Raw genomic sequence first — 14,271 nt, forward strand, 5'->3', positions numbered from 1 at the left:
GAATAATCATAATAAAAAGTAGGCTGTATGATGTTATATGTGTGGTTTGCCATTGCAGGTGCGTTCGCGGGTGTCAGTGCTGGCTTGTTCGGTGTGGGCGGTGGCATGATTATTGTGCCAGTACTAGTGTGGATTTTTACTGCGTACCATTTTCCTCCTGAAGTGATTACCCATTTAGCGATTGGTACTTCTCTTGCGACTATTGTTGTGACCTCTATCAGTTCCCTGACGGCACATCATAAGCGTGACGGTGTACGCTGGGAAGTTTGGCGTAGTATGGCATTAGGTCTAGTCCTTGGTGGTTTAGTTGGAGCAGGTATTGCCGATATGATTGATGGCAAGGTATTGCAAATTATTATTGGTATTGGTGCATTATTAATGGCTTTAAAGATGTTGTTCTTATCTAGCAAAGAGCAAGTGGACAAGCCATTACCGCACGCTGGTGTACAGTTTGGTGCTGGTATGGGGATTGGTATGGCATCGTCTATTTTCGGTATCGGTGGTGGTAGTTTGACTGTTCCATTTTTAAATTGGGCAGGACTGCCAATGAAGCAGTCAGTTGGAACCTCAGCCGCTTGTGGTTTGCCAATCGCTTTGGCTGGAGCAGTAGGTTTTGCATGGTTTGGTCAAGACGTGGTTAACCTTCCTGAAGGTACGATAGGCTTTGTACATGTTAGTGGGTTTTTATATGTCTCAGTTGCCAGCTTCGCTATGGCAAAAGTCGGTGCCAAGCTTGCGCATGTATTGCCAGCCTTGATGCTTAAACGTGCATTTGGAGTGTTATTATTGTTCGCTGGCGGGCAGTTATTGTTGAGTGGTATTGGGGTATTGTAAGTGTCTTAACTTAAAAAGCTATTTGTTAGACATTTTTTATACCTAGGTTAATGTCAGTACTTACAGTGATGGACATAGAGTTTTGACCAATAGTATTTGCAGTCCACAAACTTATAAGACCACCTCATAACTCGTACTACGTCCTGAAGCGGCAGACTTTTCTAACATACCTTTTTCTACCAAATCATTAATATCTCTTAAGGCGGTATCTGTTGAACACTTCGTCATCGTCGCCCATTTTTTAGTCGTGAGCTTGCCATAGAAGTCAGTCAGTAATATATTGAGCATCTTTACTTGCCTTGGGTTCATTGCTTGCTGACGGTGGGTCTGCCAAAAGCTTGCTTTACTGATGATTTTATCCGTTGTTTTCTGTGCGGATAATAGTGCTTGCTCTAAAGTTTGTAAAAACCAAACCAACCATTCAGTAATATCTGAATCCCCTTTTTGAGTACGCTCTAGTATTTTGTAGTATTCATTACGCTGTTTAAGTATTTGAGCCGACATGCTGTAAAAACGTTGCGTACTATCATCACTTTGCGCTAGCACCCGTTCAGTTATTGCACGAGTCAAGCGGCCATTGCCATCATCAAAAGGATGCAATGTGACAAACCATAAATGAGCGACACCCGCTTTAATGACAAAGTCTAAATTATCCTGCTCATTAGCTGGCGTATTGAACCATAATAGAAAGCGCTCTAACTCTATAGGTAATCTATCTGCACTTGGCGCCACAAAATGAACCTGTTCACGCCCGTAGCCACCAGATACCACTTGCATAGGTCCTATACTATCATCACGGATTTCTCCTGCTTTAATACTATACAGTCCACTATATCCTGTCGGGAACAAAGCGCTATGCCATCTCAGTAAATCATTCAATGTCAGTGGCGTTTGATAATCATAAGTGGCCGCAAGCATCATCTCAACAACTGCATCAATCTCGCGCGTAGCAGCGGGCATGCCACTAGTATCTAAGCCTAAGTGACGCGCAACAGAAGAACGTACTTGCTCATCATTTAACGTCTCACCTTCAATCTCAAACGTTTTAACTACTTCAAGAGTGACAGCATCTAACTGTGCTTCAACGTTCAAATCAAACCCTAACGTTAATAGTTTGCCAAGCAGGTGTCCCTGTAGCATCCGCAAACGACTAACTAGTGGCAATAGTTTTTTATCCGACCATTGCCATTGTGTCCAGTCTGATCTTTCATGGATGTAGGTCACATGCTTCATGATTTCCCCTAAGTTATGCGGTAATTAGAAGTTTATTCTCTGCATATTATGCAGAGAATAAAAGGTTTGTTCAATGTGTTTCAACTATGAATAAGCGCTCTAAAAGGTATCAAATGAAAGAGTAGAGTAAATAAATTAGCTCTAATGGATGAAAAACTAGGTTAGTTCTCACATAATTCAGGAAAGAGTAGGGGTCAAAGTACTGTAAAATGGCAGTGACCAATTACGAGTTAAATATTAATGCATGTTAATTTTGTACTGATTTTTATTGCGAGTATAAAGCTATAGGCCTTTAAATACAGTAGATAGAAGATAACGTCACTTGAGGACAGTTGCTTGACCTACCTTGACATGGTAGAGGTCGCTAGTTCGAATCTGCTTATGCCTACCAAATTCGAAAGTCCCAATCATAAGATTGGGACTTTTTTTATGCCTGTAATATATGGGCTGTAGCGGAAAATCTTTGCTTGCGGCACTCTATAATCAAGGTTGTTTAATTACCTGAAAAAGCAACGATGAATAAAACTAGATTAATCTATAAATAGCCTTATACTTAAAAAATCATATGAGCACATATTGCAATAATCGGTAATGAAATAATGGTTCTTAATAGAAAAATTATTAATAACTGAAAAAAGCTCACTGGAATCTTCGTTCCTAAAATCAATCCGCCTACTTCCGACATATAGATCAATTGAGAAACTGACAAGCAAGCTATTACAAATCGAGTTAATTCTGATTCTATTGAAGAGCCGATAATAGCAGGTAAAAACATATCTGCAAAACCCACCATAATAGTTTTTGACATTTCTGCTGCAAAAGGTATATTCAATAACTCTAAGAATGGGATAAACGGCATACCTAAATAATCAAATACAGGTGTTTCTTCGGCAACGATTAAGCCCATCGTCCCGATTGCCATAACGACGGGTAATATTCCGATCCACATATCCAAAATATTTTTTAACCCATCCTTTAAGAAGGTAGAAAAACTTGGACTCTTTTCTGCTTTGTGAACGGCTTTATGCAAACTGTGCGTAAATAACGTTTTTCCTTCAGGAATAGTTTCATGATCTCTATCACTATTCTCGACTACATACGTATTGTCAATTTTAGATAAAGGCAATAACCTTGGTACTATCAAAGCACAAACAATCCCGCATAAAGCAACCACTCCAATCATATTAAGAAAATAGCTTTCTAGTTTAACTTGAGAGATGACAACCAAGCAGAACGTAATCGAGACTGCTGAAAAACTGGTAGCAATAACTGCCGCTTCTTTTTTAGTATAAAACCCACCTTCCAATTGTTTATCAGTTAATAATACGCCAATGGTTCCATCACCCAACCATGATGTTAAACAATCTACAGATGATCTACCTGGCAAACCAAATAGAGGTCTCATCACTTTACTTAATAAAACACCAAAAAACTCTAATAAGCCAAAATCAAGTAGTAATGGTAGCAATAATCCAGCTAAGAAAAATACGATAAAAAGTATTGGCATTAATTCATATAATATTAAGCCCCCGATACTATCTGAATATATGAATTCATAACCATATTTGAAATAGGTAACGACAACAAAAAATGCACCAAGCATTCTAATAATAAGCCAAGGTGTTGTGACGTTCAGTAAGTTATTTAAAAATGCATTATTTAAAATCAATGAAGGTTTCATGATTTTAGTATAGAGCGTACAACACAATGTAATCATAATTGAGATTACGACGAACAGTGGCAAAAGGTCACCCATGTAACCTTGTATATAGTCCTTTAACACAGAGATAGGAATGGTAAATCCTTCTGCATATGATACAAATCTACCATCTACATATGGAATTGGAAATACGAAAAGCATCAAACCTATTATAGATGGTATAAAGAATTTTAAAAACTGTCTGATATTGATACTGCTAACATCTTGACTCGAAGCACTGGCTTTAATAATGTCCATATTATTGTTACTCGCAGTCCATTTTTTAACTAACCTAAAGAAATATTTGCAATAAATATACTTAGGTTAGATGCTTTAACTCATTTTAAATAACTTCACACTAGTAATTATTTAAAAGAGACTGTGTCACTTTTTCTAAAATTTTAAATATTCTGGTTGAGTCATCTTTTGAATTGTTATACAAAGGATTGATTTCTGCCATTTCCCAACAGCATACTTTCTTATTCTTGATTAATTCTATGTTAAGTTGCATTGCTTGTTCATATGACAGGCCATTCATTGCAGGCGTACCTGTTCCTGGAACATATAAAGGATCCACACTATCAACATCAAAAGAGACATAAATGTGATCGCAATATTCCAATTTTTTGAAGATTTCCTCTACTGTGGAACTGATTCCTTTTTGAGTTATCTCAGCAACGGTATATAAAGGGATTTTATGTCTTCTAATTAAATCCATCTCTTCTTCTTGATAATCTCTAACGGCACAAAAAACCACATTTTCAGGCTTGATTGATGGCTCATCAGAAGCCATAAATTTTAATCTCTCCCAATACTCTTTTTCTTTTTCAGAAAGCTCATTTCGCTGACATTCCAGATTGTCAATTGCACAAGCCATAGCCAAAGGCATTCCATGCATATTTCCTGACCCACTGGTATATGGTGAATGAAAGTCAGCATGTGCGTCTATATAGACCACACCAATTTCAGAATTGGGATGCGCCATCTTAAGGCCATGCATCGTTCCTGCACAACTAGAATGATCTCCAGCTAAAACAATTGGGAATTTATTCTCATTTCTTATATCTTTTATTTTATGTGCTAACTTAGAGATAATCGGTTCAATCACATCAGCATATTTTGCATGTGAAAATTGTGATTCCCCTTCACTATTACTATCATCCTCAATACTGTCGAATTGCAATTTTTCAAAATAATCTGCATTGAGTTCTTTTGATGACGCTTTTAATGCATCAATTCCTAGAGAAGCGCCTTTTTTATATCCTGCAATATCTGAATAAACTTCTACTATTCTTATATTTTTCATCACATCAGTCATGATTTTGTCTCTATTAAAGAAAATAAATTTTTTATATCATTTAAATTTGGGATTAAATTGATTTTTCTATATTAAAGCTCTTGAAAAATAGCAGATAGATTTAAAATAATAAACATATCCATAACTGTCCAAGAGCCTTGCTAAACATAGATAAAATTTAAAAAATGATGTTGGTTTTAAACGTTACACAAAATGAGAAGGGCTTATTTTTTTGTATAGTCGATACTAAATAAAACGGATACATTATTTAATAACGCGAAACTGGTATAAATTTTTCTGGCTTGCTGTGCCTACGCCGACAGAGGCTGTAAAAAATTCTTCCCAGTCCCGCTGTATCTTTTTCATATTGGACTGACTATATTAATTACTTATGACACAGCCATAGCTTCATTGGTCACTATGCTATGGTCTTTCACTACCGAGTATAGATTTTTAGGGTCAGCTTGCTGAGGTATCAGATCTAAAACCTCATATCCTCTTTGCTCTCTGATCAAGTCGCGTAAAAATACCAAAGCCGTAAAGTCTTCTGAGGCAAAACCAACGCCATCAAACACTATGAGATCATCAGCTGACGTTCGAGCTTGCACTTCACCTTTGAGGATTCGATGAAATTCAATAACAGGGAAGTCGCTTGATAGATTTTGGATCTCTCCCTCAATGCGTGTCTGAGGCTCAAACTCTACAATCACACGATCTGCTCGCATTAATATATTGCTATCCAGCTCTGTCTTACCAGGACAATCACCGCCTATCGCATTGATATAAACACCTTTTGTAATTATATCGTCTCGTAAAATAGTGGCATTTGTTTTATCAGCCGTACAGGTAGTAATGATCTCTGCACCTAAAACAGCTTCCTCTAACGTGCGACAAACAATGACTTTCAAACCTGAGTCTGAAAGGTTGTCAGCCGTCTTCTGCGATGCCGCTGGATCAATATCATACAAACGAACTTCTGAGATACCTATTATGGCTTTCATACCTAATGCTTGAAATTCAGACTGAGCACCGTTTCCTATTAACGCCAGTTTTGTAGCGCCTTTTGGTGCACAATGTTTGGCCAACATAGCTGATGTGGCAGCCGTACGTAATGCCGTAAGGATACACATTTCTGTCAGCAAAATAGGGTACCCGTTTTCAACGTCAGACAAGATACCCATAGCCGCTACGGTCTGTAAATTTCGTTTGGTATTAATTGGATGACCATTGACATATTTACAAGCAAACATCTCTCCATCGCTTACAGGCATGAGCTCTATGACGCCGTCTTTTGAATGCGAAGCAAAGCGAGAAGATTTTTCGAATTGATCCCAACGAAGGAAATCTTGCTCTAAAGCATCCACTAGATCTGTGATACATTGCTCAACGCCATAATCATGAATCATTTTAGCCATCGCTTGTACACTAACGAATGGAACGCCTTCCTTTGGTGGTACGATAAATTTAGACATTAATTCTGTTCCTTTTCATGAATATTGTTTATTGAACCGACAATTAATATCCTACCAACTATAATTGTCAGTTAAAATGTCAATAAGTTATTAAATATGGACATTTTTTTGGCATATTGTTAGGTGCTATTTAGCATAATGTCAAAACTCAATGAAGGAAGCATTTTTATGGCGTATTACACTTATGATTCTTTAGATAGCGAACTGATATCTGAACTGCGACAAGATGGTCGAGCAACCATCTCAAACCTTGCTAAAAAACTCAAAGTCTCTCGTGCCACTATCCAAAACAGATTGGATAGATTGATTCATAACGGTGCTATTTTAGGATTTACGATTCGAGTGCATGAGGCACTAGACAAAGAAACCGTCAAAGCTATGATGATGATCGAAGTAACAGGAAAGTCTACGTCACAAGTGATTAGGAAGTTACGAGGTATCCCGCAACTGATTAAGCTGCATACGACCAATGGGGCATGGGACTTGGTAGCAGAGATACACACTACAAGCTTGAGAGAATTTGATGAAGTACTGCGTCAAGTAAGAGAGATTGATGGCATTTTGAATAGCGAAACAAGTGTTCTGCTTTCGAGTTTGTAATGTGATCATATTTAAAAAGAGAGCTATGCTGAAGAAACCGTAGAACCAAACTTGATAAACTGAGCGTATTAACAGGAGTTTCTTCATATATCTTGTTTTAATGTAATAGACTTGCACTCAGTATAAAACCCCTTCAAAGCTCATAGTTTTTGCTATAAATCTAATTCGTAATTCGTACTACGTCCTGAAGCAGCAGAATTTTCTAACATACCTTTTTTTACCAAATCATTTGAGTGCGATTGTTAGGATGTTTTGGTCGCATCTCATCATCGCAAGCCAATATTTCTATAAATTCTTATTGAGCGCAAAAACTGTTACCTTTCTTTAACTTTCATCAAACTACGTAACGTATATACCAGCTATGATAGCAATCAGTCGGCATAATAGCCTGAGCGAGCTTAGAGTCACAAACAGTGCTTTAAATTATTCGTTAGTCGATCTTGACACTAATTAAAAACGCACTTTAAAAATTGATAGAGACCTCTAATGAAACAGACCTTGTTTATATTGTTAGCCACATTACTCAGTGCAACAAGTTATTCTGCCAATGCTATGGTGCCGAGTATCGCCTTTGTAGATGAGATGAATGATATTCAAAAACCAGCCGCATCTACTGAATTAAAAAAAATGAGACTGGAATGTCGAGCTAATTTGGATATGGATAGGTCACAAGGTCACCTAAGCGTTACTGAAAAAGAAGCGATGAAGAAGTGTATAGCGAGTAAGCAGGCTTAAGGTCAAAGACTAATAGTTGTAAACGATAAGTAAAGGTCAGCTAATTTAAGGCAGTTGGCATTTTGTTAAAGTAACCTCATTTTTTCTGTTTGCGTTAGATAATCTTTAAAGATATAAAAAAGCAGATACTATAATCAGTATCTGCTTTTTTTTAATTTGAAGATCTATTATTTCAGCAACCACTAGCTTTGCGGGGTGATTAAGTATTTCTCACCTGTCGCTTGTTTAGAGTAAGCCGCTATCGAATCTAATTGTAGCGCCTCTGCCAATGACACTTCATGGGTGTAGCGACTAGCAAAGGTGGTGGTGATTTCTTCTGCCACACGTTTACGCATCGACATGACCGTTTCAGTGCCTAGTTTGCCTAGTGCATTGAATAACAAGAAGCCGTTGACACCCCAAGCAAAACCGAAGTTACGATTTAGCGTAATAGGGCCACGGTTTAATCCGCCATAAACATAAACTTGTTTGAAGGTATTAGAGCCATACACGTTGTATTCTTCGACATCGCGAGTGATTGCCGCTTCCATACAGTTCAGGATATCGCTGGCTAGTTGACCGCCACCGATAGGATCAAATGCAATCGTGGCACCCGTTTCAACAATAGCTGCCGTTAAATCTGCAAGGAAAGATTCTTTGCTTGAGTTAACCACATACTTTGCGCCCATATCACGTAGCAAGGTTTCTTGTTCTTCTTTACGTACGATGTTGATTAAATCAATGCCATCAGCCATACAAATACGGTTGAGCATTTGACCCAAGCTAGAGGCAGCTGCCGCATGAATGATGGCTTTGTGACCTTCGGCACGCATGGTTTCAGCCATTGCCAGTGCAGTCAGCGGATTCACAAAAGAGGAAGCGCCTTCTTTAGCGGTTGTGCCGTCTTTTAATACTAAGCAGCTTTGTATGTTGGCAGATAAATATTGACGATAAGTACCGCCGCCAATCACTGCCACCGTTTTACCCATCAATGCTTGTGCTGCAGGTGATGACCCTGCTGCAACCACGGTTCCTGCGCCTTCATTGCCTACAGGTGTGTCTTTACCAACGCGCGTTTTCAGCGCTGGCATGAACTGCGCGGGAACATCCGCTGTGATAACGGGACGCTCTTCTGTACCTGACTGAGTCGCTGTGGACATATCAGCGGCGCTAAACAACACCGCTTGGTCAGACGGGTTTAATGGCGCTGCTTCAATGCGTACAACGACTTCGTCAGCACCTGGCTGTGGCATATTGATGTCTTGCAAAGATAAGGTTAGTTTGTTGTCTGCGCTGATGGTTGAGACCAGTTGGATGTTTGTATCTGACATTGTGTTTTGCTCCTGCAAATAATTAAGGGTGTTAAACCAATCACTTTTTATATTGGTCAAAGTATGTGTTATTGAATTTAAATAAAGCTTAGGGCTCGTTTTTTTTGCTAAAACTAATCGGCGTTGGCTGCATTGACTGCGTTGACTGCTTGAATTTGCTCTTTTACTTTCTGCATAAACTCAGGCATGTTTGCCAAGCGATCTGCTTCTATTGTTTGAGCAATGGCAGATTGACTCATCGCTGTGTTCCACTCTTTCATACCTGCTATCTCTGCTAATACGTCCCAGTCAAGTTGCTTTGAGGCAAAATTGCTAACAATGGTGCTAACGTAATAAACGTAGATATCCGCCATGGTGAATTGCTCGCCAGCAATCCAAGGTGAAAACTGACTTAGGTGATTTAAAGCAGCAATGCCACGCTCTAATACTTGGCGTACTTCCGCTGCAACAGGCTTAGGAATAGCCGTACCTGAAAAGGCAAAAGGAATCAGGCGTCTGCTTGGCAGCTCTAAATAAAGCTCTGCTATTTTCATAATTTGACGCACGACCGCACGTTCGCCAGCATCTGTAGGATATAGAGGAGTGTCAGGGTAACGCTCTTCGATAAAGTCACAAATGACGCTCGATTCTGATAAATTAAGGCCCTCAGGCGTTGTGATAGCAGGTACTTTGCCAACTGGACTGACTGCCAGTAACTCGTCACTACCACCGTAGACCAGATTTTCTTGAAATGGCAGTTGTTTATATAAAAGGACATGTTTTACTAGGTTGTAATAGTTGCTAGCAGCAAAACCGTGCAAAGTAATCATCAGTCAGTTATCCATTATTAAGGTGATTGTTATTTTTATTGCCGAAGTATTGCCAGAGAAATGAAACTAAGGCTGCAATGTCTAAGTTGAATCTATTATTACTGGTTTTAATTGGCTTGTATATAAGGGTAAATGTGAATCACTATTGCTTTTAAGACAATAATAGAGCGAAAATGCGTAGGTGTTTCTTAAAGGGAGAAGTGAGTTGGATCAATTACGGGCAATACGCTATTTCAGTAAAGTCGCCGAAACGGGCAGCTTTACCAAAGCGGCGAAGGTGTTTGATGTGCCGCCCTCATCGCTCTCAAGGCGAGTCGCTGATTTAGAAAAGAGTTTGGGTGCGACGTTATTAAAGCGTTCGACCCGCATCGTCAAACTGACAGAAGTGGGGCAGATTTATTATAACGATGTACAGCAAATATTAAGTCAATTAAAACAAAGCCATGAAACGGTGCGCAGTTACCAAACCACGCCAATGGGACGTTTACGCATCAGCTCAATGGTGGGCTTTGGTGAAAAAATCCTATTGCCATTGTTGGATGAATTTAGCGCGTTATACCCTGAGATTGTCCTAGATGTTAGCTTAAGTGATGAGTTATCGACGCTGGGACGTGATGATGTTGATATCGCTATTCGTGGTGGTTACGCACCTAATGAGCGTGTATTAGCGATAAGGCTCATGGATAATGGGTTTATCCCTGTCGCTTCACCAAGCTATTTAGAAAAATACGGTATGCCTAAAAATGTGATGGAGTTAAAGCAACATAATGGTTTGTATTTTAAAGCGCCAACAGGGCCAACGCCTTGGTTATGTCATGTGGATGGTCAATGGCATGATGTCTCAGGGCCAGCGATCACGATTTCAAATAATGGGCCGTGGCTGGCGAGAAAGGCTTGTGAGGGCGAAGGTATTCTGATGTCAACTCGCTGGGCATTAGCGTCATATCTTGAATCAGGGCAGTTGCAAGAGCTCAAGTTTGAGCATGAATTGGCAATCACGCAACATGCTGATATGGCCGTATATTTGTTATATCAAAAGCAGCGCTATCTAGTGCCAAAAGTAAAAGCAGCCGTAGATTTTTTGGTTGCAAGAATAAAAGTGGAAGCGTCATGAAAATAATCATCAATCAAATTGATATTACCGACTATAGTTAATCTTAAATACACTTCTTAGAACGTGCTACTGGTATAAATTTTCCTTGCGTGCTGCTATAACAGAGGCTGCGAAAAATTCATCCCAGTAACACGGTATTCCTTTTATGCTGGAGCGACTACATCAAGTATTAATAAATTATGAACTAAAAGACTTACACTAAAGAAATTTATACCAAATTGAATACTTTTGCCATCACAGGGTAGCTGGCTTTATGGCAAACTTGTTAGTAGGTTATTATTGTTTACAAACAAATACTTACGAACATGTTAGCTTTTAATACATAATTTATTTTGAATATGAATTAAATTAGGCTAGACACAACGTCCTATTAAAAAGAAAAAGGAACGAGCGTGACTTCAGGAAGAAATCATAGCTTAAATACGCCAGCTATATACATCCAACCAAATAATTTTGCTGATTATTTATCTCATCAGCGAGATTATTGTTTGTTTTTGGATATAGACGGTACGCTTGCAGATTTTACCCTTGATCCAAAAGATAGCATCATCCCAAATGCAACATTATTGCTTTTACAACGAATACAAAACTATGGGGTACAAGTCGCCATCGTGACAGGGCGTAGTCTTGCTGAAGCAAAGCAAATGCTCTCACCTTTACAATTGCCAATTGCAGCAACGCACGGATTAGAAATAGCACTTAATGGTAGCTTTAATAGTGCTATAGGCAAAAAAAACGACAATAACGTTACAAGCACCGCGCATGTTGATAATGCCGAACTTACTGCTATAAGGCAGATTATTAGCCAATATAGTACGTCATATAGTGACTTAACCATAGAAAATAAGCCTTATTCCGTTGCTCTGCACTTTCGTAAAAATCCTACATTAGCCAATGTGGCTCATACCATTATGCTAAAAACCTTAAGTAATTATGCTAACTGGACGTTGAAGCAGGGTAAATACGTTTGGGAGATATTGCCAAAAGGAGCGGATAAAGGTACAGCGATCTTAACCTTGTTAGAAAAAATGCAAACTGACAAGGAGCTGTGTGCCATTTTTATTGGTGATGACATTACCGATGAGGCAGGTTTTATTGCTGTACAAAATGAAAACACAGTATTTGAAAACGAAGTATCCAAAAACAAAGCACCCAAAAACAAGGTAGGTGAAAAAAGAGCAATACAAAAATTCTGTAGTTCAACGAATAGCTCAGTGAATAGTTCAGTAAAAGGTATGGGTATTAAAGTAGGTAGTGGGCCAACGTGTGCTCATTACTACGTAAATAATATTCACGAGGTAACAGTTCTACTTGATAACTTTTTAAGCTTTTGCCAATTTGTCTTTTATCAAAGAAACGCCACTTTATCGTCTGATTTAGCAGACGCTAATCTTCCATTGCTGAAAGAACAACGAGATAAATCATATGAGCCGATTAATCGTCTTATCTAATCGGGTAAAAATGCCCGATGGCAATCCAATGGCAGGCGGACTTGCAGTAGCCTTGCACGACGTATTAGTAGGAAATTCAGTCATCTGGATGGGTTGGAATGGTGAAGTTGGTGAGGCTGATGACAACTGTGATAACAATGAATTCAGCATCAATAAACAAGCTACTTTAGCGTATATGCATGAGACCAATGCAGAAGTCACTTATATGACTACGGGCCTAACGAGCAAACAATATCAGCACTTTTACTGCGGTTTTGCCAATAATGTGCTGTGGCTGCTACTGCATGAGCAACCTGATTTAATGAGTCAAACAGCAGAGGACTATGCAGGTTATCAAGAGGTAAATAGCCTCTTTGCCAGGCAGTTAAAAAAGATTATTCAACCCGATGATGTGATTTGGGTACATGATTATCACTTTTTAAGCGTGGCGTATTATTGCAAGCAAATGGGTATGACAAATCGTATCGGCTTCTTTTTACACATTCCGTTTGCCCCATTAGCATTTTGGCAACAGCTTGAAAAAAGCTCTGAACTGATTAGGTATCTTGCTCATTATGATGTGCTCGGCACCCAAACTGAGCAAGATAAAACCAACTGCATTGACGTATTCCAACATTATTTAAAGGATGAATTTTTAGAAAAAAGTCTTTTGAAAGGCATGTATGTAAAAGATAGCTATTCACGAGATAGTTATTTAAAAGATAGGTATTTGCAGGAAATTTTTTCAAAATTTTCTCTACCAAACGCTTTGCACACCGAGCAAATTTTCGCCAAAACTACAAACTCATCTAGTGTAAATTTGATGCTCAATCTAGACTTAAGTGCTCCGCACTGTTTAGCAATTAATGCCTATCCAATCGGCGTTAATGTAGACAAAATCCAGCAGCAAGTTAGCCATTTATCCTCACCTTTCTCATCCCAGTTTGCAAAACATACGCATAAAGATAGTGCTACAAAGCCTGCCGCCCAGCAAATAATAGCGGTAGATAGAATTGATTATTCTAAAGGTTTATTAGAGCGTTTTTCAGCGTATGGTTCTTTTCTACAGCAAAACCCAGCCTATCAAAATCAGTTAAAACTATTGCAAATTGCTTGTCCTAGCCGTTTAGATTTACCGGTTTATCAACGGCTTTATAAAAGTGTCAAACAAGCAGTCAATGACGTCAATCAGCAATTTCTGCCTAATGAATATCAAGCGGATGCCTTTGAAATTGGTTTTTTGGATGCTGATGCTTTGATAGACGATTTGACAGACGACTTAACAAATAATTGGCAGGCGATTACGTGTAGCGAAAAAGTGTTGAACCATGAGACATTGATGAGAGCGTTTTGGCACAGTGATATCGGTTGGGTAAATTCACTCAAAGATGGTATGAATTTAGTCGCTAAAGAATACATTGCTGCCCAAAATCCTGATAATCCTGGGGTGTTATTGCTGTCAGGTTATGCAGGGGCAGCCGAGCAAATGCAAGCGGCGGTGATTGTCGATCCGCATCAGCCGAAAAGTATAATACAGGGTTTAAAAACTGCCTTGACGATGCCATTAGCGCAGCGAAAGTCCCGCTATCAGACCTTATTGCAAGGACTGCAGCAAAATGATTTACACGCTTGGCAGCAAAATTTCTTAGATGACCTATACGGTGGTAACAGACCTCAGACAAATAACCCGCACTCAGCCACGGTCCATGCGTTTGACTTACAAGAATAATTAGGAAAC

General features: G+C 39.0%; 12 protein-coding genes. 6 read left to right on the forward strand and 6 right to left on the reverse strand.

What is annotated here, in order from left to right:
• The first annotated feature begins 30 nt into the window (after nt 1-30).
• Nucleotides 31-834, forward strand: coding sequence for a sulfite exporter TauE/SafE family protein (locus AAEY87_RS04920; protein ID WP_350656210.1), 804 nt, complete (start codon nt 31-33; stop codon nt 832-834).
• A 111-nt stretch (nt 835-945) separates the two neighbouring features.
• On the opposite strand, the gene AAEY87_RS04925 is transcribed toward AAEY87_RS04920, so the two are convergent.
• The 4 genes from AAEY87_RS04925 to ocd all read right to left on the reverse strand — a co-directional run bounded on the left by AAEY87_RS04925 (nt 946) and on the right by ocd (nt 6,535).
• Nucleotides 946-2,067, reverse strand: coding sequence for a Fic family protein (locus AAEY87_RS04925; protein WP_350656169.1), 1,122 nt, complete (start codon nt 2,065-2,067; stop codon nt 946-948).
• A gap of 553 nt (nt 2,068-2,620) precedes the next feature.
• Complete coding sequence (locus AAEY87_RS04930) at nt 2,621-4,024, reverse strand: YjiH family protein (RefSeq protein WP_350656171.1); 1,404 nt, start codon at nt 4,022-4,024, stop codon at nt 2,621-2,623.
• A 100-nt stretch (nt 4,025-4,124) separates the two neighbouring features.
• Nucleotides 4,125-5,084, reverse strand: a complete 960-nt coding sequence (locus tag AAEY87_RS04935) for an arginase (protein WP_350656172.1) — start codon at nt 5,082-5,084, stop codon at nt 4,125-4,127.
• 368 nt (nt 5,085-5,452) lie between these two features.
• A complete protein-coding gene (gene ocd, locus AAEY87_RS04940) occupies nt 5,453-6,535 on the reverse strand; it encodes an ornithine cyclodeaminase (RefSeq protein ID WP_350656173.1) in 1,083 nt (360 codons plus the stop codon).
• 168 nt (nt 6,536-6,703) lie between these two features.
• Here ocd and AAEY87_RS04945 point away from each other — a divergent pair, with 168 nt between their 5' ends.
• Entirely contained in the window at nt 6,704-7,135 is a 432-nt protein-coding gene (locus AAEY87_RS04945; protein ID WP_068037292.1) for an Lrp/AsnC family transcriptional regulator, read from the forward strand.
• A 486-nt stretch (nt 7,136-7,621) separates the two neighbouring features.
• The gene (locus tag AAEY87_RS04950; protein WP_350656174.1) at nt 7,622-7,870 is read left to right on the forward strand and encodes a hypothetical protein; all 249 of its coding nucleotides are present in this window, start codon (nt 7,622-7,624) and stop codon (nt 7,868-7,870) included.
• Between the two features lie 182 nt (nt 7,871-8,052).
• On the opposite strand, the gene AAEY87_RS04955 is transcribed toward AAEY87_RS04950, so the two are convergent.
• The gene (locus AAEY87_RS04955) at nt 8,053-9,180 is read right to left on the reverse strand and encodes a zinc-binding dehydrogenase (RefSeq protein ID WP_350656175.1); all 1,128 of its coding nucleotides are present in this window, start codon (nt 9,178-9,180) and stop codon (nt 8,053-8,055) included.
• Between the two features lie 113 nt (nt 9,181-9,293).
• Nucleotides 9,294-9,989 carry a glutathione S-transferase family protein gene (locus AAEY87_RS04960; RefSeq protein WP_350656177.1) on the reverse strand — a complete coding sequence of 232 codons (696 nt, stop codon included), beginning with the start codon at nt 9,987-9,989 and terminating at the stop codon, nt 9,294-9,296.
• A gap of 205 nt (nt 9,990-10,194) precedes the next feature.
• Between AAEY87_RS04960 and AAEY87_RS04965 the strand changes: the two genes are divergently transcribed.
• The 3 genes from AAEY87_RS04965 (at nt 10,195) to AAEY87_RS04975 (ending at nt 14,262) form a co-directional block, all read left to right on the forward strand.
• The gene (locus tag AAEY87_RS04965; protein ID WP_350656178.1) at nt 10,195-11,103 is read left to right on the forward strand and encodes a LysR family transcriptional regulator; all 909 of its coding nucleotides are present in this window, start codon (nt 10,195-10,197) and stop codon (nt 11,101-11,103) included.
• A 392-nt stretch (nt 11,104-11,495) separates the two neighbouring features.
• A complete protein-coding gene (otsB, locus tag AAEY87_RS04970) occupies nt 11,496-12,554 on the forward strand; it encodes a trehalose-phosphatase (protein ID WP_350656179.1) in 1,059 nt (352 codons plus the stop codon).
• Nucleotides 12,529-14,262, forward strand: a complete 1,734-nt coding sequence (locus tag AAEY87_RS04975; RefSeq protein ID WP_350656180.1) for an alpha,alpha-trehalose-phosphate synthase (UDP-forming) — start codon at nt 12,529-12,531, stop codon at nt 14,260-14,262. The genes otsB and AAEY87_RS04975 overlap by 26 nt, the downstream gene beginning before the upstream one ends.
• Nucleotides 14,263-14,271: the final 9 nt, after the last annotated feature.

The sequence above is a fragment of the Psychrobacter sp. S1-30-MNA-CIBAN-0213 genome, assembly GCF_040309845.1.
Taxonomy (GTDB): Bacteria; Pseudomonadota; Gammaproteobacteria; order Pseudomonadales; family Moraxellaceae; genus Psychrobacter.

Excerpts from the sequence above, each read along its gene's own strand:
- AAEY87_RS04920 (WP_350656210.1), top strand. The coding sequence starts at position 31 with ATGTTATATGTGTGGTTTGCCATTGCAGGTGCGTTCGCGGGTGTCAGT.
- AAEY87_RS04925 (WP_350656169.1), bottom strand. The coding sequence starts at position 2,067 with ATGAAGCATGTGACCTACATCCATGAAAGATCAGACTGGACACAATGG.
- AAEY87_RS04930 (WP_350656171.1), bottom strand. The coding sequence starts at position 4,024 with ATGGACATTATTAAAGCCAGTGCTTCGAGTCAAGATGTTAGCAGTATC.
- AAEY87_RS04935 (WP_350656172.1), bottom strand. The coding sequence starts at position 5,084 with ATGACTGATGTGATGAAAAATATAAGAATAGTAGAAGTTTATTCAGAT.
- ocd (WP_350656173.1), bottom strand. The coding sequence starts at position 6,535 with ATGTCTAAATTTATCGTACCACCAAAGGAAGGCGTTCCATTCGTTAGT.
- AAEY87_RS04945 (WP_068037292.1), top strand. The coding sequence starts at position 6,704 with ATGGCGTATTACACTTATGATTCTTTAGATAGCGAACTGATATCTGAA.
- AAEY87_RS04950 (WP_350656174.1), top strand. The coding sequence starts at position 7,622 with ATGAAACAGACCTTGTTTATATTGTTAGCCACATTACTCAGTGCAACA.
- AAEY87_RS04955 (WP_350656175.1), bottom strand. The coding sequence starts at position 9,180 with ATGTCAGATACAAACATCCAACTGGTCTCAACCATCAGCGCAGACAAC.
- AAEY87_RS04960 (WP_350656177.1), bottom strand. The coding sequence starts at position 9,989 with ATGATTACTTTGCACGGTTTTGCTGCTAGCAACTATTACAACCTAGTA.
- AAEY87_RS04975 (WP_350656180.1), top strand. The coding sequence starts at position 12,529 with ATGAGCCGATTAATCGTCTTATCTAATCGGGTAAAAATGCCCGATGGC.